The organism is Arthrobacter sp. CC3 (genome assembly GCF_039907775.1).
Taxonomy (GTDB): Bacteria; Actinomycetota; Actinomycetes; order Actinomycetales; family Micrococcaceae; genus Arthrobacter.
The window spans coordinates 160,569-181,703 of the sequence record NZ_JARCCY010000002.1 but is presented as its reverse complement, the minus strand read 5'-3'; the positions used below and the strand labels follow the sequence as shown (position 1 = coordinate 181,703).

The following is a 21,135-nucleotide window of genomic DNA, read 5'->3' as shown; positions in this document are numbered from 1 at the left end:
TTCTATTTCACCGCCGGCGTGGCCGATACAGGCGTATCAGAGAAGATGTTCCGGATGACCCCGTTGGCCCATTCCAGGATCTCGGCGTCCTGCAGGTCCCGGCCGCCGATCTTGGCGGTCTTCGGCTTGGGAATGAGCACCGCGTCGAGGGCGGGCTTGGACTGCGCACCGGGGTACATGCGGTTGAGGCGCATGGTCTTGGACTCGGGCAGCTGAGCCGGGGAGAACTTGATGAAGTTCCCCTGCAGGGCGACGTCGGACAGCCCGGCTTCGCGGGCCCCCACCCGGAACCGCGCGACGGCGATCAGGTTCTGCGCCGGCAGCGGCGGTTCGCCGTAGCGGTCCACGAGTTCGGCCTGGACCTCGTGGATCGCTTCGTTCGTGAGCGCGGACGCGAGCTTGCGGTAGGCCTCGAGGCGCAGCCGTTCGCCCGGCACATAGTCGTGCGGCAGGTGGGCGTTGACGGGCAGTTCGATCTTCATTTCGGCGGCCTTCTCCTCGGCCTCGCCGCGGAAGTCCGCCACGGCTTCGCCCACCAGGCGGATGTAGAGGTCGAAGCCCACGCCCTGGATATGGCCGGACTGTTCGCCGCCCAGCAGGTTGCCGGCGCCGCGGATTTCGAGGTCCTTCATGGCCAGCTGCATGCCTGCGCCGAGTTCGTTGTGCGTGGCCACGGCCTTGAGCCGTTCCAGCGCCACCTCGCCCAGGGGCTTCTCGGAGGGGTACAGGAAATACGCGTAAGCCCGTTCGCGGCCGCGGCCCACGCGTCCGCGCAGCTGGTGGAGCTGGGAGAGGCCGTACTTGTCCGCGCCGTCCACGATCAGGGTGTTGGCGTTGGAAATGTCCAGGCCGGTTTCGATGATGGTGGTGCACACCAGGACGTCGAAGCGCTTCTCCCAGAAGTCCACGATGATCTGCTCGAGCCGGCTTTCGGACATCTGGCCGTGGGCCACCTCCACGCGGGCTTCGGGCACCAGCTCGCGGATCTTGGCGGCGGTCCGCTCAATCGTCGACACCCGGTTGTGGACGAAGAAGACCTGGCCCTCGCGCATCAGTTCCCGCCGGACCGCAGCCGAGGTCTGCTTGTCCGTGTACGGGCCCACATAGGTCAGCACCGGGTGGCGCTCTTCCGGTGGCGTTGCCAGGGTGGAGGTCTCGCGGATCCCGGTCAGGGACATTTCCAGGGTGCGGGGAATCGGCGTGGCACTCATGGCCAGGACGTCCACGTTGGTGCGCATCTTCTTCAGCGCTTCCTTGTGTTCGACGCCAAAGCGCTGCTCCTCGTCCACGATCACCAGGCCAAGGTCCTTGAAGCCGAAGTCCTTGGACAGCAGCCGGTGCGTGCCGATGACGACGTCCACGGAGCCTGCCCTAACGCCGTCGGCGGTTTCCTTGGCCTCTTTGCCGCTCTGGAAACGGGACAGCGGCTTGACCACCAGCGGGAAGCCGGAGAACCGTTCGGTGAACGTCTCGTAGTGCTGCTGGGCCAGCAGCGTCGTGGGGACCAGCACAGCGACCTGTTTGCCGTCCTGGACGGCCTTGAACGCGGCCCGGACGGCAATCTCGGTCTTGCCGTAGCCCACGTCACCGGAGATCAGCCGGTCCATCGGGATCTCGCGCTCCATGTCGGCCTTGACCTCATTGATGGTGGTCAGCTGGTCCGGCGTCTCCACATACGGGAAAGCCTCTTCCAGCTCGCGCTGCCACGGGGTGTCCGGGCCGAAGGCGTAACCGCGGGAGGCCATCCGGGCCGAGTACAGCCGGATCAGCTCGCCGGCGATCTCCTTGACGGCCTTGCGGGCCTTGGACTTGGTGCTGGCCCAGTCCGCGCCGCCCATCTTGCTCAGCGCCGGGGTGTCCCCGCCGACGTAGCGGGTGACCTGGTCCAGCTGGTCGGTGGGCACAAAAAGCCGGTCGCCCGGCGCCCCGCGCTTGGACGGGGCGTATTCCAGGACCAAGTATTCGCGGACGCCGTCGCCGCCACCGGCCACCCGGCGCTGGATCAGCTCCACGAACCGGCCGATGCCGTGCTGTTCGTGCACCACGGAGTCCCCGGCCACGAGCTGGAGCGGATCCACGGCATTCCTGCGCTTGGACGGCATCCGGCGCATGTCCTTGGTGGAACCGGCGGACGTGCGTCCCAGCAGGTCCGCTTCCGTCAGCAGGCCAAGCTTGAGGCCGTCCAGCACAAAGCCGCGTCCGACGGCGGCGGTGGTCACCTCTATGATGCCCGCCTGCGGCTCGTCATCCAGCGAGTCCACCCGGGCGCACGGGATGTCTGCGTCATGGAACAGTTCAGCCAGCCGCTGGGCCGGGCCGGGACCTTCCGTGACAACCACAATGCGCCACTGGTCCCGGACGTTCGAGCCGATGAACTCCATCATCTCCGCCACGTCGCCCTGGTAGCCGCGGGGTTCCCGGGCGTGCAGGTTGAGGACGTTGATGTCCGGGGTCAGCTCTTCGTCGGTGGCCAGCGAGGTGATCGACCACCAAGAAACCTCCTGCCCCAGGGCCGCGGTGCGGGTCTCCGTCAGGGAGCGGAAGCTGGCCGAATGCAGGGCAGCCGAGGCCGCGGACGTCAGATCCAGCGGAGCCGTGCCGCCGTCGGACGCCGTGGACCATGCAGCTTCGAGGAATTCCTCATTGGTCGCGGCCAGGTCGTGGGCGCGGGTGCGGACCTTTTCCGGCTCGATCACCACGGAGATGGACCCGGCGGGCAGCTGTTCGACGAAGGGCACCATGGCATCCACCAGGACGGGAGCCAGCGATTCCATGCCTTCCACCGCGATGCCGCCGGCGATCTTTTCCAGCATGTCCGCGGCGGCCGGCAGTTGTGCCTTCAGTGTCGCGGCCCGGGACATCACGGACGGGGTGATCAGGATTTCGCGGCACGGCGGGGCGTGCAGTTCCGTGGGGTGGTGCAGGCCGGGCGAGGAAAGCGAGCGCTGGTCGGCAACGGCGAACCACCGCATCTGGTCCACCTCGTCGCCGAAGAACTCCACCCGGATGGGATGGTCCTCGGTGGGCGGGAAAACGTCCAGCATGCCGCCGCGGACGGCGAATTCGCCGCGGCGGGACACCATGTCCACCCGGGCGTAGGCGGCGTCGGCCAGGCTCTTGACGACGCTGCTGAAGGGTGCCTCCTGCCCCACCTTCAGGGTCACGGGCACCAGGTCGCCCAGGCCGGCCACGATCGGCTGCACCACGGCGCGGACCGGAGCCACCACCACCCGGAGCGGTCCCCCGGCCACAGATTCGGGGTGGGCCAGCCGGCGCAATACGGACAAGCGGCGGCCCACGGTGTCCGAGCGCGGGGACAACCGTTCGTGCGGGAGGGTCTCCCAGCTGGGAAACTCTGCCACGTAATCGGCCGGCAGGAAGGCCCGCAGCGCGGCAGTGAGGTCCTCCGCTTCACGGCCGGTGGCGGTGACGGCCAGCACCAGGGGCGTGCCGCCGTCGTGGTTTCCAACCGCGGCAGTGCCGGCGGCGGCATGGAGGGCCGCGAGGCCGTCAGACATCTCGGCCAGCAGGGCAGCGCGGAGGCCTGCCGGGGCGCTGATCTGGTAATCCTCGCTGCGGGTTCCGAAACCCCGGGACGCTTCAGCCTGCACGCGGGCAAACGTTGTGTCTCCGGCGAGCGCGCGGCGAAGGCCTGTGAGTGACGGGCCGTTGAGGCTCATGGCAGAAGCTCCTGAAATGATCACGGGAAAGCAGGCAACACGAAAACCCGAAATTCGCGAGAATCCCGGGTCTTCCCAGCCTACCGCGACGGCGGAGCCTGGAGTACGCTCCTGCGGAAGTCAGGCGATGAAACCGGACCCGATTGCTAAGCTGGCTGTGCATCGACGCCCTCCGCTTTCGTTCCAAGGAGATCCACATGAACGGCACCCCCAAAACCGTGCTCGTCACCGGCGCCACCGGCTATATCGGCGGGCGCCTGGTCCCCCGGCTCCTTGAGGCGGGGCACACGGTGAAAGTGGTCGTCCGGACTCCCGCCAAGATTGCCGGCGTGCCATGGCTGGAACAGGTGGAGGTCATCCAAGGCAGCCTTGACGACGGCGGCATGCTCCGGGCAGCGCTGGACGGCGTCGACGTGCTCTACTACCTGGTCCATTCAATGGCGGCCGGCGCCGGCTTCGAGGCCAAAGAAAAGGCGATGGCGGAGACCGCTGCCAAGGCGGCCGCCGACGCCGGGGTGGAAAGGATCGTCTACCTCGGCGGCCTTCACCCCGAAGGCGCGAAACTGTCAACGCATATGCGTTCCCGGGAAGCCGCCGGCAAAGTCTTCCTCGCGAGCCCGGTGGACGCCGTCGTCTTCCAGGCGGGCGTCGTGATCGGCTCCGGGTCGGCGTCGTTCGAGATGATCCGGCACCTTTCAGAGACTCTCCCCCTCATGCCGGCCCCGAGCTGGGTCCGGAACCGCATCGAAGCGATCGCCGTCAGGGACGTCCTGTACTACCTCGTCGCGGCCGCGTCCCTGGAAGGGCACATCAACCGCACCTTCGACATCGGGTGCCGCCAGGTCCTCACGTATGCGGCCATGATGAAGGAGTACGCTGCCGAGGCCGGCCTGCCGTACCGCGTGGTCCTCGCGCTGCCCATCCCCGCACCGAAACTCGCTGGCATGTGGGTTGCATTGACCACGCCCATTCCCCTGTCCATGTCCCTGCCGCTCGTCGAATCGCTCCAGCACGACGCCGTCTCGAGGGAACATGACATCGACGGCTACATTCCGCTGCCCGAGGGCGGACTGACACCGTATCGGCGCGCCGTGTCCCTCGCCCTGGGCAAGGAACGCGTCGCCCAGGTGGAAACGACGTGGGCCAGTGCCGGAGCGGACGCGGACCCGCTGCCCAGCGACCCGGAATGGGCCGGACACCGCGTGTACGTGGACGAGCGAAGCTATTCCAGCCCGGTGGATCCGAAGTTCGTCTGGACCATCATTGAGGGGATCGGCGGCCGCAACGGCTGGTATTCCCTGCCGCTGGCGTGGCGGGTCCGCGGCTGGCTGGACAAGCTCACCGGAGGGGCAGGACTGCTCCGTGGCCGGCGGCACCCGCACCTGCTCGCCGAGGGCGAAGCGGTGGACTGGTGGCGGGCCGAACGGATCGAGCGCGGCCGGTTGCTGCGGCTGCGGGCGGAGATGCGCGCCCCCGGCCGTGCATGGCTGGAGCTATCGGTGGAGCCCGACGGGACGGGCAGCCGCTACCGGCAGCGCGCCATCTTCTTCCCGAAGGGCCTCAGCGGCAAGCTGTACTGGCTGGCCGTCCTGCCGTTCCACAGCGTCATTTTTCCCGCCATGTCGCACAACATCACGGCCGCTGCGCAAAAACTGGCAGAGGCCGAATCGGAGTCCGCGGCGTCCAGCACGTAGGATGTGGGAGGCAAAAAACCGATGCCCCATACCCCCCAACCCAATGGAGGAACAATGGCACTGAGTGCTTCCACCACCCTGCCCCACAGCGTCGACCGCGTGACCGCTGTGTTCGCCAACGAAGACTTCCAGCGCCACACCAGTGAACTGGTGGGCGGAACCCTTGAATCGTTCAAGGTCGACGGCGATCTTGCCGGCGGGTTTAGCACCACTTCGGTGCGCACCCTGCCCACCACCCGCCTGCCGGAGATTGCCCGCAAGTTCGTGGGCGACAGCCTGAAGGTAACCCAGCTGGAGACGTGGGAAGCCCCCGCCGCCGACGGCTCCCGGCAGAGCAGCATCAGCCTGAAGATCGCCGGTGCCCCCCTGGACGTCAGCGCCGTGCAGCGGCTTGTCGCCGACGGCGGCAGCACCCGCGTCGAGCTCGAAGGCAACGTGACGTCTTCTGTTCCGTTCCTGGGCAGCAAGATTGCAGATGCAGCCGAGCCCATGGTGGGCAAGGCCCTGAACATCCAGTCCCAGCAGGCGCAGGCCTGGCTGGAAAGCCACTAATCCCGTGCAGCTTCCCGTTGCCCTCGCCTGGGTCCTGATTATTGCCGGCGTCTGGTCACTGGTGGTCTGGCCCCAGTTCCTCAAGAGGGTAATGAAGGATCCGCGGGCCCGTGACGCAGCCGGCAAGGCGACCAGGTTCCTCACGGTGCACGTGGTCCTGGTGTCCGTTTCGATGGTGCTGGGCGCAGCCACAGCGGCGATCGGCATCGCCGGCCTCGTCAGCTAGCGAAACGTCAGTTTCGTTCCTTCCGGCCGGCGCCCTGCCGGCCGGAAGGAACGGCCTAAACCTGCCTGCGCGACTTCCAAAGCCGCGCTGCGACGCGCACCGGCCGGCCGACGAACTCGAAAACGCTGGTCCGGCGGACCAGCGTCTCTTCCAGTGCCGTAATACGCCGGTTGAGGTCCTCCAGGGTGGAGACCACCCGGTCAGCCAGAACCCGTGCTTCGGCTGCGGCTTCCTCCTGCTGCCCGCTCAGCTGGGCCAGGTACAGCAGGTACCCCACCCCCGTCTTCCCGGCTTCGCGCCGCAGGAAGGCATCCCGCACCAGGCTGTCGAACTTCGCGTGTTCGGCGGCGGCGGCAATGACGCTGTTCCCCATGTCTCCGCTGGCTTCGGGGCGCTGGCACCAGAAGGCCAGCGGCTCGTCGTCGAGCAGTTCCATCGGATATGCCTGGAGGAACCGCAGGTAGAACTCCCAGTCCCCCACAACGTCGAGTTCCTCGTTGTAGAACCCGATGTGGTCATGGACGGAGCGGCGGTACAGGAAGGAAATGGGGACGATCCGGTTGATCCGCAGCATGTCTGTCAGCGTGATGGCCTGAAGATCCGGCCAGTACGCGAAGGAGCCCGTCTCCACGATCGCGCCGTCACGGACTTCCTCGTACACCACATTCGTCCTGACGGCGACACCCTGCGCGGCGGCTTTTCCGTCCAGCAGCCGCACGGTCTTGAGCAGGAAATCCGGATGCCACCGGTCGTCGTCGTCATGCACGGCGATGTATTCAGACCTTGCGGCCGCAATGCCCGCGTTGCTGGCTGCTTCCATGCCTTTGCTCTGCGGGTGGTGGATGACGTTCAGTTTCCCCGCAGGAAGGTGGCGGTACCCGTCCGCCAGCGCGTCAACCGGCGCCGGGTCCCCGCCGTCGTTAACCACCACGATGGAGAAATCCTGGTACGACTGCCCCAGGATGTTCTCCAGGGCACGGTTCAGCAGGATGGGCCGGTTCTTGGTCCGGACCACCACCGTCACTCGGCCGCTGGCCATCAGTGCTTCCTTCCGGTCAGCCGGCGCGCAACGTCCGCGCCGCGGCCCAACAATTTCGCTGCTTTGAAAGTCCGTGACTGCAGGATTCTGTCCCTTTCCCGTATTGCTTCATCCCGTTCGTGGATGAGCACATCGCGTTGGGACCGTACATCGTCCCACTCCGTCCATTGCCTTCCGATCCCCAGGCTCAGGGTGCGGAACAGTTCCCTTTGTTCCGCGGCCTGGCGGGACCAGGATTCCACCGCGCGAAGGGCTGGCGCGTCTTCAAGCCCGGCGTAGCTGCCCACGCCGCCACGCAGTACAGCTGCCACGGCATCCCACCATGTCCCCTGGGAGCGCTCGAATCCGGGCCGGAGCCCGTCCAGGTGGCGGCGGATCTCGTCGCGACGGTTCCAGGCCTCCAGCACTGCTTCGTCCACGCCGCCCGGGGAAAGGCTTGGCTGCGGGAGTGCCCAGTCGCCCAGCCCCCAGTTCCCGAGTGCACCGGCGAGGCGGATATCGGAGTAGGCGTCGTTGGCCAGGGCGACCACCGGCACGCCGGCCGCCAGGCCGAAGACGGCCGGGTGGTAGCGGTTCGTGATCACCAGGGCGGCGGCCGCGGTCACCGCTGCAGCCTCGCGGACCGGCAGCACTGGCAGCATTGCCAGCCGTCCCGAGCGCGAGTGCGCCAGCACCGTACGGTGGGATTCGTGGTCTGCCCCGGCATCCAAAGACCCCAGCGTCCCCATGTGCGGCAGCAGGTACACCGGAAGGCCCGTGCGCTGTGCCGCACGGTCCAGCACTGCCGCGAACGCTGCCAGAGTGCGGGTTCCTTCGCGCCACGCATCCGGGCCTACTGTGGCAGCAATGTAGCCGTCCGCCGGAAGGTCCGGAAGGTCCGGAAGGTCCGGAAGGTCCGGAAGGTCCGGAAGGTCCGGAAGGTCCGGAAGGTCCGGAAGGCCACCCTCCAGAAGTCCGCCGTCCGCAGCCTGCGGTTCGCCGTCCTGCGATTCGCCGTTCTGCCGGGTCTGCAGGAAGCTGCCGTCATCAAGGACGCGGACAAGCTTTTCCGAGCCGAGGCCCAATTCAAATCCGAGTGCGTAGGAAGCAGGCTCGCGGGCACCGATCAGCGCCGCGCTGTCGAGGAGCTCGTGCAGCACCTTCCGGTCCTGGGGCAGCAGGGTGGGACCGAACGTCTGTCCGCTTACCACCAGCGGCTTCCCAAGTTCCCTGGCGATAAGGCCGACGGCGGCCCGTTCGTAAAGCAGCCAGCCGTAGAGGGAGTTCATATTGCCGCCGCCTGCGATCAACACTCCGTCGGACGTCGACACTTCCTCGATGACGCCCCACACCGGGTCGGCGGGCGGGAGCGCGCCGCGGTCGCCCGTCGCGGCCCGGCGGACGCGCGCCAGGTAAGCGCTCCGCCCCTCGGGCGGCCACGGAAATTCAATGGTTGCTATGGAACGGGTGCCATAAAGTGCTGCCGTCTGCGCCGGGTCACGGGACAACAGCACAGCTGATGCCCCGGTCCGCTGCAGGAGTTCGTCCACTGCGGCCAGCGCCATGGCCTCATCGCCGACGTGATACGCACCCTGGCCCAGATCGCCCTGCACCACGAACTTCACTTGACGGTCCTCTTCCACTACTTGTCTCATAACGCAGCCGGAGACGGCCCCGTCGCGGGGCCGTTGGCGCGCAACCAGACTACCGTCTTTTGCGGAACCGCCCGCCGGACGGTGGTCTCATCCGGACACAACCGGGCAGCAACAGGCCACCCGAGTACTCGGGCCGGCAAATGGAGTAGGAGGGGGCGTAGATGAAGTGGACAACACGCTGTTATCTGAACGTGATAAGCCGTAAATTTCTGCTATGGACGCGCAAGATATGGAACGGGTTTGGCACGGTAGCCACCGTAAAATCGACCGCAGAAATTGGTCGTTGTATTTCGCACTGACCCTATTGGGGCTTATCTCGTGGGTAATTGTTGTATTTCCCCACTAATCTTCAATTTTCGACACTTCAATCGAAGCTCCGGCGGGTCCCCACCTACCGGAGCTTTACTTTAGCCGGTTGATATAGCCGCGCCGCATGATCACCGGAGCGGATTTACCGGACGAAATCGGAGAAGCCGGCCATGATGGTCAGCACCGTGAGCACCACGAGGGCCAACACGCAGACAATTTCCGCCCTGTGAATCCTGTGCTGCGTTTGCCGCACTTCAATGTCGTCCTGGCTATCAACCATATTTAGAGGCTACTGGCCCCTCCGGCACGCCACTAGAGTAGTCACTACCCGTCTTTATCCCCATTGCCGTGCGCTCTTCACATCAAGCTCACCATGCCATAAAGTGGCAGTAAGATCGGCGATCGGCTCAGCGACGTTTGTCTCAGGATTGAAGTACGTCCTCAGGATTGAACTACGTCCCAGGAGAGCTGAGAACAGTGGCCGCTGAAGGATTTTCAAATACCCGTTTCCTCACAGTTTCCGAGGTCGCAGAAGTCATGCGGCTGTCCCGGATGACCGTGTACCGGCTCGTCAAAGCGCACGACCTCCCGGCCGTCCGTTTCGGCCGGTCCTACAGGGTCCCGGAGCACGCGATCGAAGACTATGTGCAGCACCACTCAACGCTCGCGGACGACGAGCACCCGGAAGCCGGCAAGACCTAGCGGCCGGTGGCTACGGCCTGCCGCAGCGCGTCCTCGGCAGCCACCCACGCCAGCATGGCGCATTTGACCCTGGCCGGATACTTCGCCACGCCCGCCAGGGCAGCCGCATCTCCCAGGATCTCGTCGTCCGGCTCCAGCCGGCCGCGTGAGCGCATGAGCTCCCTGAAATGGCCGATCATCTCCCCCAGTTCATCCGGCGACGCACCTTCGGACAATTCGCTCAAGATGGAGGCCGAGGCCATTGAGATGGCGCAACCGTCGCCATGCCAGTGGATGCCTTTCACCGTTGACTGGCTTCCTGCCGCTTCCAGCTCCAGGCGAAGCGTAATTTCGTCACCACAGACCGGGTTCAGCTGATGGCACTGTCCCACGCCCGGCTGGTCAGGCATGGACGTGGCCTCGTCAGCCGTCAGGTCGGCCCCGCTGCGCGACTTCGCGTGCTCGAGGATCAACTGCTGGTACATGGCATCAAGTGCGCTCATTTGGAGGACCCCGAGCCAGCTACGCCGAAGTAGGGCCGGACCTGGGCCACAGCCTCCAGCAGGAGGTCCACTTCTTCGGTGGTGTTGTACAGGTAGGTGCTCGCCCGGGTGGTGGCCGTCAGACCCAGCCGCCGGTGCAGCGGCTGCGCGCAGTGGTGACCGACGCGGACGGCGATCCCCACACTGTCCAGGTACTGCCCGACGTCGTGGGCGTGCACTCCGGCGACGTCGAAAGCCGCCAGTCCGAGCCGGTCCACACCTGCCGCCGGCCCCACGACGCGGATTCCGTCAATGGCGCTCAGCCCGGTGACCAGGCGCTGGCCCAGGGAGGCCTCCCAGCCGGCGACGCGTTCCATGCCGGTTTCGTGGAGGTAATTGGCGGCGGCGGCGAGCGCCACGGCCTGCGATATGGGCTGGGTGCCGGCTTCGAAGCGCTGGGGCGCAGGAAGGTATTCGGCTTTCTCCATCGTGACGGTCGTGATCATGGAGCCCCCGGTGAGGAACGGCGGCATGGCGTTCAGCAGTTCCCGCCGCCCGTAGACTCCGCCGATGCCCGTGGGCGCCAGCATTTTGTGGCCGGAGAAAACGGCAAAATCGACGTCCAGGGCTTTGAAGTCCAGCGGCAGATGCGGCACCGACTGGCAGGCGTCCAGTACTACGAGGGCGCCCGCTGCCCGGGCCAGCGCCACAAGCTCGGCAACCGGGTTGATGGTTCCCAGGACGTTTGAGGCGTGGGTGAACGCCAGGATCCTGGTTCGTTCGGTGATAAGCCGCGCTGCCTCCTCAAGCCGCAACGCGCCGTCGTCGTCGATGGGGATGAACTTCAAGGTGGCACCGGTGCGCCGGCAGAGTTCCTGCCACGGAATCAGGTTCGCGTGGTGTTCCATCTCCGTCACCACAACCTCGTCCCCCGGGCCGAGGGCGAAACGGGCCGCGTTGCCGCGGACAGTGCCGACGCTGGCATTCGAGAAGGAGTACGCCAGGAGGTTCAGCCCCGCGGTGGCGTTCGCGGTCCAGACCAGTTCGTCCTCTGCCGCACCCACAAAGCCGGCAACGGTGGCCCGGGCGTCTTCGAACGCGTCGGTGGCCTGGACAGCAAGGTGGTGGGCACCCCGGTGCACGGCCGCGTTCCGCAGTTCATAGAATTCCTGCTCGGCTTCGAGCACGCTTCGGGGGTTCTGTGACGTGGCGCCGGAATCCAGGTACACAAGGGGCCGGCCATTGACTTCCTGGTCCAGGACGGGGAAGTCGTTGCGAATTCGCAGGACCTCGACATCAGTCAGCGCGACCTGGGTGGCTGCGGTGGCGGAAGTGGATACCATGACCAAACTGGAGCTCCTTGATAGGCAAGACCTGCCGACGGCTCGCCGCCACGGGCAGGCACACCGCTTACGTCCGCGGTGCTACTCCTCAATTGTCCCACTATTGGCCCGGCGCCGTTTATGCGCGCGGCGTCACTGCCGTGTGCCGTCCAGGCTGTGCCAGAGTTCGGCGAGCTCCTGGCGGCGGGAAACACCCAGCTTGCCGTAGATCCTCTGCAGATGCGCGTTCACTGTGTTCACCGCGATCCCGAGTTCTTCAGCCACGCGTGCACTGCCCATCCCGGTGACGACAAGCACTGCCACTTCCCGTTCCCGTTGCGAGAGCTTGGCGGGATCCGCGGCCGGCCGCTTCATTTCGGCTGGCCCGCCGTTACCGGGAACGTTCAGCAGGTCAAGGGACTCGCCAGGCACCGGACCGCTGTTCCCGTCGCTCGACCACCGCCAGTCCGGCAGCCCGTCGGCGGGGTCAAACGCCGTACCTTCAGGCCGGCCAGCGACACCGAGATTCAGCAGCTCCCGTGCCCGGCGGCCCCTGGCGCCGCCGGACGCCTTGGCCGGCTTCCGGAGCGTCCTCTGGGGCGGTCCGGCGGTTCCGGTAACGGCCGGACGGGCCACCGCCGCGTACGTGTCAGCCAGCCTGGCCGCGACGTCGCCGTCAGCAGACCGGTCGTCCCCGGCCCGGACGTCCACTGCCAGGGCTTCCCCCGCCCGATCGTCTTCTGCCCGGACGTCGGCCGGCGCGGGTGCACCAGTCAGCCCAACCCCCGGCAGCTGCGCCAGGTCCCACGTCAGCCACTCCGCAGTGGCCTGCGCGCCCAGGGTGAGTGCCAGCAGGTCGTCCGGTTCGCCGGAGGTTCCGCCGTCAGCACCGGATACACGCACGGGTGTGCGGCCTGCGGCGGCATGCCGGCAAAACATCATTGCCCGGAAAAGCTGCAGGGGTCCTCCCGGGTAGCTCATCCATCTGTTGCGGCCGGCACGCTTTTCGGCGCTCCCTGCGTCGGCCCCCTGCCCGAACCTGGCCAGGTTGGACGCATGGATCGTGAGCACCATGGAGTGGAAGTCGACGCTGCACCGCGGCAGGCGCTCCACCGCGTTCAGCGCCCGGGTGGAAAGCTCGACGGCCTCAGCGGACTTGCCCCGCGCGGACAGCCCCTGCGAGGCCAGCGCCAGAAGCAGGATGCCGGCGTGGGTGCCCGGCGCCTCGTTCGTACGGGGGCTGCCGCCGTCGCAGAACCCGGCCGGGCAAAGCCGGTGGAACAGCTCCCCGCCCGTGCTGGGCCAGTTGCCCTCCCTCGACTCCAGGTAGAGCTGCAGGACGTCCAGTTCATCCTGGACGGCGTTTTGGTAGGTGTCGGCGGCCGTATCCCCAATGGACGCAGCCGCCGCCAGGGTCAGCCGCCGCCTCGCACTGTCCAGTACGGATTGGAGGGCGTCGCGGCCGGGATTCATCGGCAGCAATGCCTGCAGGAGCAGGGCGACAGCCCGAGCAAACTCCATGCTCAGCACTGCGGGAGTGGTTTCCACGAGGCTGCGGAGAACGTCGGCACTCTGGCCGTACTTGTGGGAGTGGAACAGGGCCCGGGCGGCCTCCGTCTGTGCCATCAACCGGAGCTCGGGTGCCTTGACGGATTCGGCTGCCTTCAAGGCACGGTCGCTGTCGTAGAGATTGTTTGCTGCGGTGGCCGCGGCCAGCAGATCCAGGTCCGCAACAGCTGCCCCGGCGTCCAGCGCCGCTTCCACCCGGCGAAAGAGATCCCACAGCGGTTCCTCCCCCGGCCGGCCGGAGAAGCGGGGACCTCTGCCCTGCAGGTCCGTTTCGCTGCGCAGGTCCAGTGGTCCCGCCCCACCCGGAAAAAGCCGGGCTGCGCTGGCCTCGGCTTCGTGGTTCAGGGTGACGTCCGCCCCGCCGTCGCTCCTGATCTGGAGCCGGATGACATGGCCTCGTTCCAGGGCGGCCAGGGCGTCCGGTGGCACCGCCCTGGCCAGGCTGGACAGAGGCGCCGGATCACCGGATGCCAGAAAGTCGACCACCTGGCGCTGCTCTGGCGGAAGTGCCTCGATCCGCCGGCGCGCCAGGTCGAATTGGCGTGACTCCGACGGGTCCAGCGGATGGACGATGGCGCAGCTGCCCCCGCGCTCCACAATCCGGCCGCCCGCCAGGGCTTCCTCGACGAGCCAGCTGGCCGTTAGCGCATTGGCGTCCGATGCCGCATGGATGTCGCGCACCAGCGTGGGCACGGGCGGGGCCGGGAGCCGGGACTCTAGCAACGTCCGGAGCTGGTCCAGCGTGAGGTCATCCAGTGCCACGATGGAAAGTTGCCGGGCCACCACCGATTCCATCAGCTCCATCGGCAGCTGCCGGTCGGAACGGTGGCTTGCCAGCATTCTGATGTCCCGTTCTGCGAGGAGCTGGTTGAGGACCCACAGGGATGTCCCGTCGAGGTGGTCCACGTTGTCCAGGACCACCAGGATTCCGTTGGCCCCCGGGTCCTGGCTCCGGAGCGCCTCACGGCAAGCGCGGACAATGTTCAGCGGCGACACTTTGACACCCGCAGGCAACGAAGGTGCCAATACACTGCCGATGCCGAACTTCATCCGGCGGCAGGACTCGGGAATGCTGTGCACAATGACCGTCAGCCGGCCTGAGAGTGCCTCGGCCGCAGCGGCAAGGAGCCGGCTCCGGCCCGATCCGGCTGCCCCGGTAACGATGACGCCTGAACTTTCGGATCCTGTGAGGCCAGCGACTGCGGCCCGCAGTTCAGCCACCCGAATGACCGGGGGGAAAGGGGAATTTCCTGCCCTAACGTCCATGGTTGCGCCGATTCCTTAGCCGTGGAGCGCGAAGATCCGGACCGCCCCCAACCCACCTGCCGGCATTAGCAACTTCCACGCTACCTAGCCACTGCTTGCGCTGGCGTGAGTGGTGACTACTCGAATATGACCGCCCCTCGCTCTCAGCCCCGTTCAGGCTACTCACAGGCATCCGTGTAAAGTGGAGCGGGTGTTAACGGTCTCTTCGGGTCTCTTGACGGTCCCGCTAGCTGCTTCTGGGGAGTATGCGGCTTAGCTGGTTTCGCTATCAGCATTGATTCTGGGCGCGGCCATCGCTGCGCCAATCTGGCGGTCATGACCCGTACTTGGCGTGCCCTCATGGGGCACCTGCCATCCCTGTTAATGTCCCCAACAGAATATGTATCCCAAAAAAATGAAACACATGACCACCCCAACCATGGCTGTGTTGATCCTCCTCATCGGAGTATTGACCGCCGGCTGTGCCGCCCAATCGGCGCCCGGCCCGTCGGCCTCCGCCAGTCCTTCGTCAGCCAGCGCACAAGCGCTGCCGGCAAAGCCGAAGGCATCACCCTCACCCAGTACGACGCCGGCCGCGGCCCCCGTCGAGGAACCTGCACCGGCTGCGGTTTCCGCTCCCGAACCTGCTGCCGCGGCTCCCGCGCCGGTAGCAGTGGCCGCAGCAGTGCCCGCGGCCGCTCCGGCAACTAACAAGTACCCCTTGCACACCAACGTCGTAAGCACCACTTTCTGGGTCGGCGAAATCTTCAACGCCAGCCTTGCCGACGGATCTCAGGTCTGCTCCACGTATAACGGGCAGTGGGCTTTCCAGCACACCGGCATCAACGCCGGCACCACCCCCGCCTCAGCCTCAGGCTGCCCCGGCAGCATCTACGGCGGCTGCGACGGCGTCAGCTCCGGCACCGGCGCATCGTTCACCTGCGCTACCGAAGCACGCGACGCCTCCAACGGCTACTTCCCCAAGAACCAGCCCGCCCCGCTGGAGAACCCGTTCTACCTCGACCTGCCCTACGACGACATCAATGACAGCGTCGCCTTCCAGCAGCGGTGCCAGGTCATCCCCTGGGCAGCCGCGGACAACGCCGCTGCCGGTGTTAACCGCTGCGGCGACGGCAGTTACTCCTACATGAAGAACCGCTGGGTGCAGATGACCGGACCGAACGGCAACGTCTGCTACGGACAGATCGAGGACGCCGGTCCTTCAAGCGGTTCCGAATATCATGATGCGAACTACGTTTTCGGTGCCTCCGACGCACGTCCGGCAAACACCGATTTCTCCGCTGATGGCACGCAGGGCGCGGGAATGGATGTTTCCCCGGCGCTGAACGGCTGCCTCGGCTTCGCCGAACTGGACGGCAGCGGCGATCACGTCTCGTGGCGGTTCGTTGACCGCGCAGACGTCCCCGCCGGGCCGTGGCTGAATGTCGTCACCACCTCCGGTGTGAGCTGATAACAGCAGCACGTGGCAGAACGCAGCGGCGCCCCTTCCCTGGACACAATGTCCTGCGGGAGGGGCGCCGCTTTTCGTTAGCGCGTGACGGGTGAGGGCTAACGCGTGACGCCCGCGCCCGCGGTGGCCTCTTCCAGCTCGAGCGCTTCACCCTGGACACGCCGCATCGGGCTGACCCACACGCCCGATGAGGCAGCTGAATAGGCCCGTGGCAGGACCATCAGGCAGATCACCGAGTCCAGGATCCGCATGAACGGAAAGAACGGCGCCATCAGCAGGATGGCCGGCCGGCGAAGGGCAATGGCCGCGATGACGGTGAGCGTGAGGTCCGGGATCAGGACTCCCAGCAGGACGTCCTGCGGACGCATGAGACCGGACAGGTATAGGAACGATTCGCCGTTTTCTCCGAACGCCTGCAGCTGCATCGACGCCACCAGCGAGAGCAGGAAAACCGGAATCAACAAGACGAAGAAGATGCAGCTGATGACCAGTTCGATGCAGTAGAACACCAGCACGAACCAGAATTTTCCGGCCTGCAGCCGGTGCCGCCGGACTGTCTGCCAGAAGCCGAGGATCCAGCGCCGCACCTGCCTGGTGTAGTCCTGCAGGTTGTCCGGATCCTGGGTGTAGGCAACGGCGGCCGACGGGTGGAACGCGATCCGTCCCAGTTTCTTGGCATGGATCTCAAAGGTCATGTTGAAGTCCTCGATGACCAGGCCCGGTGCCAGTACTTTGATTTTTGCGAGGGCACTGGTCCGGTACATGCTGGCGAAGCCCGGCACGATCGAGACGACGTTGGCACCCCTGGCCGCCTGCCCGTATTTCAGCAGCAGCTGCACCACAATGTACAGCCGCTCCCGGTACGCAACCAGGAATCGGCCTAGCAGCGTGGGCGCCGGCGGCGTCATGATGGACTTGGCACGGCCTGCCACCGCAACCACGGAGGAGTCCAGGAAGAGCGGCAGGCCGGTGTCCAGATAGTCGGGGGTTGGCCGGGTATCCGCATCCAGCATCATCACCACTTTGAATTTCCGGCACAGCTCGAAATAGGCAATGCCGGCGGCAAGCGCCCCTGCCTTCCCCCTGTTCGGTTCCAGATCCAGTACTTTGACCCCGGCGGCGCGGGCAATCGCTGACGTGTCGTCCGTGGACATATCGGAGATCACGTGGATGTTCCGGAGCGGCACCAGCGCCGCAGCGGCCCGGATCGTCTCCCGGATGACCAGCGCCTCGTTGTGCGCAGCAATGAGCACCGCAACATTTGCCGGCAGGATCCTCGGGTCCCTGGCACGGTGCCGGCCGTGCTCCCGCCGGATCTGCCCGCGGTGTGCCCGCGGGGCAGGCAAGGTGTGGACGCCGTGGACACCGGGGCCCGGCCGGTTGGCCAGCGGCCAGCGCTGCAGGAGCCGGAGCAGGCGCCCGCCCAGCGGAGGACCCAGCGCCACCCGCCGGACGTACTGCTCATTGGCCAGGCGCAGCAAGCCAACGAGCGACCAGAAGATGGTGCTGACTCCAAGGACGAGGACGATGTATACGGCTATCACAGCGACGGTGCTCCAATCGTGTCGTACATGGCATAGTCATCCGTGACGAGCGTGCCATTCCTGAAGAGGTTCAGCCCGAAGCTGATTGCGGTTGCCCCGGCGGGCAACGCGGGGGTGGTGAAGGCGGCCTGCGTGTAGGAACCTGCCGCAGCGAACCAGGGACTGGACGTCCAGTAAACCCAGGTGCCTGCAGAGTTCCGGTAATACACGGCGAACTGCGTCACCGTCGTCGAGGTGTACCATGCGCGAAGCGAGTAGGTGCGGCCGGCAACGGCGGACGGTGCGCACGATCCGGCGTCGAGCGATTGCAGCAGCTTGGCATCACCGCTGGAATAGTTGCTGACCACGAGGCGCTCTGCCTTGGTCCCGGTCCTGGCGCTCGAGACGGTGCTGAAAGAGGCGGTGTTGGTACCGAATCCCGCAGTTTGCCAGCACTGCGGCGTCGAACCCGGGCCCGCCGTTTCAAGGCTGGCATTCTGCACCAGGTTGGAACCCGCCGGCGGTGGTGGCGGAGGCGGCGGCGAGGACGCCGTGTCTATCATCTCGTAATCGTCGGTGGTCAACGTGCCATTGCTGAAGAGGTTGAGCCCGAAACTGATGCCGCTGGCTCCCGCTGGCAGGGCGGGCGTTGTCCAGCTGGCCTTTTGGAAGGTACTGGCGGGCCCGAACCATGGGCTCGACGTCCAGTATGCCCAATACCCCAGGCCGGTTCGGAGGTAGAGAGTAAACTGCGTGTTGGCAGTGGACTTGTACCAGGCGCCCAGCTCGTAAGTGTGCCCGGGCGTAGCCGCGGGAGAGCACCCGCCGAGGTCCAGGGATGGCAGCAACTTTGCATCGCCCTCGCTATAACCGCTCACCACCAGGCGCTCGGCCACGGACCCGGTCCGTCCGGGGCTCACTGTGGTGAATGTCCGTGAATTCGTGCCGTAGCCAGCGGCCTGCCAGCATTGGGGCGCACCGCTGACCAAGGTTTCGAGGCTTGGGTTCCTCACCAGGTTACCGCTCGTCGGCGGTGGTGGTACGGCCGGACCTGATACTGCGGGCTTGACGGTTCCGCCGATGACCTGATCCACCGTCCTCACGGTGGTTGTGGCCGGTCTGGTCGTCAGCCACGATACGAACTGAGTGAAGAGCCCGGGACTAACGTTGAGCGGCCCCGGGGTGGACGAGATGTGGTGAAAGGTGAATTGAACCCACCCGCCGGCGCTTTCGGCTCTGGTCACACTATTTTGAAAATCAGCGAGGGTCCATGGGCTGTCCACTTGGTCCAAAGCCGCGGTGCGAAATGGATTTGCCGGGGGGACATTCTCCGCCAAGGCGCACCCCGAACAGCCAAAGCGGGATTGAATATCACCTAGCGAACGTGCACTGTTGTAGCCACAGTTTTTCACTGTGGCCTGCACCGAGGGATTGTCGGCCCCAAACGGATATGCGAAACTCGTGACCCTGAAACCCCAGTTGGTCAGATTTACCCTGTCGTTGCACGCCTGGCGGGTCACCTCGTCTGACGGCAGAGTGGTGAGGTCGGAGTGGCTCACTGTGTGCCCCCCGATCTCATGCCCGTTGGCGGCCAGTCCTTGAAGATTCGCAACGGTCAAGAATCCGGGGTTGTTCACATTTCCCGAAGGAACGAAAAATGTCCCGTCAAGCCCGTAGTTATCCAGGATCTGGGCGGCAGCCATCTGGCTGGCGTTGGCGTCGTCGAACGTCAACGACACCACCGTTGGTGCCGCTGCTTGTGCGGGAAGGGCCAGCGCAGCCATACCGGAGACCACAATCGCCACGATGCCCAGGACCGTGACGGCGGTCTGTGCCAACTTTCCAATCCTGCGGGGTGCAGGGCCCACGTCAATTTTCCTTGGCATTCGCCCCGGAGTATTGAACCTCATGGGAATCGACTCGATTCTTGTTTTCGAGCCCGTGGAGCCTCAGCACTGGCAACGGGCGGGGCCTAGGGGGCGGCCGGCGCCCCCGTGTCGTACATCTCGTAGTCATCTGTAGCCAGCTCCCCGTCGCTGAACAGATTCAGGCCAAAACTGATGCCGACGGCGTCTGCCGGCACCGGTGGTGCAGTCCACTCAGCCTGCCGGTAGGCAGCGCTGGCGGGAAACCATGGGCTGGCTGTCCAATAGGTCCAGGTGCCAACCTTGTTGCGGTAGTACAACTCGAACTGCGTGGATGCCGTGGAGCTGTACCAGGCCCGCAGCGTGTAGCTGTGGCCGGGGATGACGCTTGGCGCGCACGCCCCCAGGTCCATGACAGGAAGTAGCTTTGCGTCCCCGGAGGTGTACCCGGTAACGTCCAGCCGCCGCGCGATACTGCCGGTGCGGCCGGGAGCCATCACGCTCAGCACGTGTGAATTCTCGCCGTAGGAGGAGACCTGCCAGCACTCCGGCAGTCCGTACTTTCCGGCTGTTTCCAGCCCCGGGTTGCGAAGCGCGTTGGTGCCGGGCGGCGCAGGCGGAGCAGGAGGTCCCGGAACAGCGGGCTTGGCCCCTCCCCCAATGACGTCGTGCACCGTGCGGATGGCCGTGGTGCCCTCGTCCGTGCGGGTCACCAGCCACGAGACGAAGTCATTGAAGAGGGCCGGGCTGACGGACCGCGGGCTGCCGCTGTCGTCGATATCGTAGAAGGCCAGCTGCAGCCACCCTCCCGTGGCCTCAGCGCCCATCACCGACTGCTGCAGATCCGCAATCGTCCACGCGGAACCGACCTCCGGCGTCGATCTCGTGCTGAACGGGTCGGCCGGCCTCACCGTTTCAGACACGGCGCAGTCGGCGCAGCCCAGCCGGCTGCGGAGGTCGCCCTGGCTGCGTGCGCTGTTGTACCCGCAGCCGGCAACCATCGCCTTCGCCTCCGGCGACTTCGCGGCAAACGGGTAGGAAAAGGAGGTGACCTTGAAGCCCCAGTCAGTGAGGTTGGAGCGGTCGTTGCAGACCTGTCGGGTGGCTTCATCAGGTTCAAGCGCCGTCAAGTCGGCGAGGGTTGCGGTGTGGCCCCCGATCTCGTTTCCTTCGGCGGCCAGTGCGTGCAGGTCCTCCACTGTCATGTAGTCCTTAGCCCCCATGAACCCGGAGTTAACGAAGAACGTCCCCCGCAATCCCTGGCTTCGAAGGGTCCGGGCGGCGGCCAACTGGCTGGCCCTGCCGCCGTCGAACGTCAGTGTGACCGTGGTCAGCGCCAGGCTGGAATCCACGGGCGCCGCAAAATTCTTCAGGGGTCCCTGCGCGTCCGTGGCCGGTGCCGGACCGCCCTTTGGCGCCAGGGCGGCGGACCCGGTCAGGAGTGCCAGCCCTGCGAGCCACGAAACTGCCCAGAGCGTTGTCCGTTTCCGCTGCCTGGTCAATCCGGAACCGGGCGGACCGCCCTGCTCCCCCGGCAGTTCATATCTTTCGCTCATGACAGATATCCCCTTTTACATCCGTATCGCCCGGCCGCAAGAGGATCCCCCAGGCCGCAATGTTTCATGGATTGACACCTTGAAGGGGTCGGTGACGACTGGGGGGAAGCCTTGGTCTCAAAGGCTTGTTCGCCACCGACCCCCGTTCATGGGCCCCGGGCCTGCGCGCCAGGGCTGGCTGCCTCGCGGCAGCTGCGTCGGCAGAATTGGGAGAGGTTTCACCGGCGGTTTCCGCTGGCCCGGGCATTCCTGCCGCCATGGCTGTCACGGATTGCAGTTCAGGGGTA

15 protein-coding genes are annotated in these 21,135 nt (G+C 66.0%); 5 read left to right on the top strand and 10 right to left on the bottom strand.

Going from position 1 to position 21,135, the window contains the following annotated elements; genetic code table 11:
* Positions 1-2 precede the first annotated feature (2 nt).
* The gene (gene mfd / locus PV761_RS00810; protein ID WP_347893586.1) at positions 3-3,680 is read right to left on the bottom strand and encodes a transcription-repair coupling factor; all 3,678 of its coding nucleotides are present in this window, start codon (positions 3,678-3,680) and stop codon (positions 3-5) included.
* Positions 3,681-3,877: 197 nt separating this feature from the next.
* On the opposite strand from mfd, the gene PV761_RS00805 reads away from it, so the two are divergent.
* The 3 genes from PV761_RS00805 to PV761_RS00795 are packed head-to-tail and all read left to right on the top strand — an operon-like array spanning position 3,878 to position 6,152.
* Positions 3,878-5,374, top strand: a complete 1,497-nt coding sequence (locus PV761_RS00805) for an SDR family oxidoreductase (RefSeq protein ID WP_347893584.1) — start codon at positions 3,878-3,880, stop codon at positions 5,372-5,374.
* 54 nt (positions 5,375-5,428) lie between these two features.
* Positions 5,429-5,926 (top strand): DUF2505 domain-containing protein, encoded by a 498-nt coding sequence (locus PV761_RS00800; RefSeq protein WP_347893582.1) that lies wholly within the window; start codon positions 5,429-5,431, stop codon positions 5,924-5,926.
* Between the two features lie 4 nt (positions 5,927-5,930).
* A complete protein-coding gene (locus PV761_RS00795; protein WP_028272873.1) occupies positions 5,931-6,152 on the top strand; it encodes a hypothetical protein in 222 nt (73 codons plus the stop codon).
* 55 nt (positions 6,153-6,207) lie between these two features.
* Here PV761_RS00795 and PV761_RS00790 read toward each other — a convergent pair whose 3' ends face one another.
* The 3 genes from PV761_RS00790 to PV761_RS00780 form a co-directional block, all read right to left on the bottom strand.
* Positions 6,208-7,191, bottom strand: a complete 984-nt coding sequence (locus PV761_RS00790) for a glycosyltransferase family A protein (RefSeq protein ID WP_347893580.1) — start codon at positions 7,189-7,191, stop codon at positions 6,208-6,210.
* Positions 7,191-8,795 (bottom strand): polysaccharide pyruvyl transferase family protein, encoded by a 1,605-nt coding sequence (locus PV761_RS00785; RefSeq protein ID WP_347893578.1) that lies wholly within the window; start codon positions 8,793-8,795, stop codon positions 7,191-7,193. Before PV761_RS00785 ends, PV761_RS00790 begins: the two co-directional genes overlap by 1 nt.
* Before the next feature lie 481 nt (positions 8,796-9,276).
* Complete coding sequence (locus tag PV761_RS00780; RefSeq protein ID WP_156037236.1) at positions 9,277-9,414, bottom strand: hypothetical protein; 138 nt, start codon at positions 9,412-9,414, stop codon at positions 9,277-9,279.
* Positions 9,415-9,611: 197 nt separating this feature from the next.
* On the opposite strand from PV761_RS00780, the gene PV761_RS00775 reads away from it, so the two are divergent.
* Positions 9,612-9,836 (top strand): helix-turn-helix domain-containing protein, encoded by a 225-nt coding sequence (locus tag PV761_RS00775; RefSeq protein ID WP_011691098.1) that lies wholly within the window; start codon positions 9,612-9,614, stop codon positions 9,834-9,836.
* On the opposite strand, the gene sufU is transcribed toward PV761_RS00775, so the two are convergent.
* From sufU to PV761_RS00760, 3 genes are all read right to left on the bottom strand, one after another.
* Positions 9,833-10,318: a Fe-S cluster assembly sulfur transfer protein SufU gene (gene sufU, locus PV761_RS00770; RefSeq protein WP_028272871.1), complete on the bottom strand. Its 486-nt coding sequence runs from the start codon at positions 10,316-10,318 to the stop codon at positions 9,833-9,835. The genes PV761_RS00775 and sufU overlap by 4 nt on opposite strands.
* A complete protein-coding gene (locus PV761_RS00765) occupies positions 10,315-11,646 on the bottom strand; it encodes a SufS family cysteine desulfurase (RefSeq protein WP_347893575.1) in 1,332 nt (443 codons plus the stop codon). Before PV761_RS00765 ends, sufU begins: the two co-directional genes overlap by 4 nt.
* 126 nt (positions 11,647-11,772) lie before the next feature.
* Entirely contained in the window at positions 11,773-14,454 is a 2,682-nt protein-coding gene (locus tag PV761_RS00760; RefSeq protein ID WP_347893573.1) for a helix-turn-helix transcriptional regulator, read from the bottom strand.
* Positions 14,455-14,857: 403 nt separating this feature from the next.
* Here PV761_RS00760 and PV761_RS00755 point away from each other — a divergent pair, with 403 nt between their 5' ends.
* Positions 14,858-15,904 carry a hypothetical protein gene (locus PV761_RS00755; RefSeq protein ID WP_347893571.1) on the top strand — a complete coding sequence of 349 codons (1,047 nt, stop codon included), beginning with the start codon at positions 14,858-14,860 and terminating at the stop codon, positions 15,902-15,904.
* Positions 15,905-16,002: 98 nt separating this feature from the next.
* Here PV761_RS00755 and PV761_RS00750 read toward each other — a convergent pair whose 3' ends face one another.
* The 3 genes from PV761_RS00750 to PV761_RS00740 form a co-directional block, all read right to left on the bottom strand.
* The gene (locus PV761_RS00750; protein WP_347893569.1) at positions 16,003-17,448 is read right to left on the bottom strand and encodes a glycosyltransferase; all 1,446 of its coding nucleotides are present in this window, start codon (positions 17,446-17,448) and stop codon (positions 16,003-16,005) included.
* Entirely contained in the window at positions 17,445-19,265 is a 1,821-nt protein-coding gene (locus PV761_RS00745) for a polysaccharide deacetylase family protein (protein ID WP_347893567.1), read from the bottom strand. Before PV761_RS00745 ends, PV761_RS00750 begins: the two co-directional genes overlap by 4 nt.
* Positions 19,266-19,399: 134 nt before the next feature.
* The gene (locus PV761_RS00740) at positions 19,400-20,848 is read right to left on the bottom strand and encodes a polysaccharide deacetylase family protein (protein WP_347893565.1); all 1,449 of its coding nucleotides are present in this window, start codon (positions 20,846-20,848) and stop codon (positions 19,400-19,402) included.
* Between the last annotated feature and the right edge of the window lie 287 nt (positions 20,849-21,135).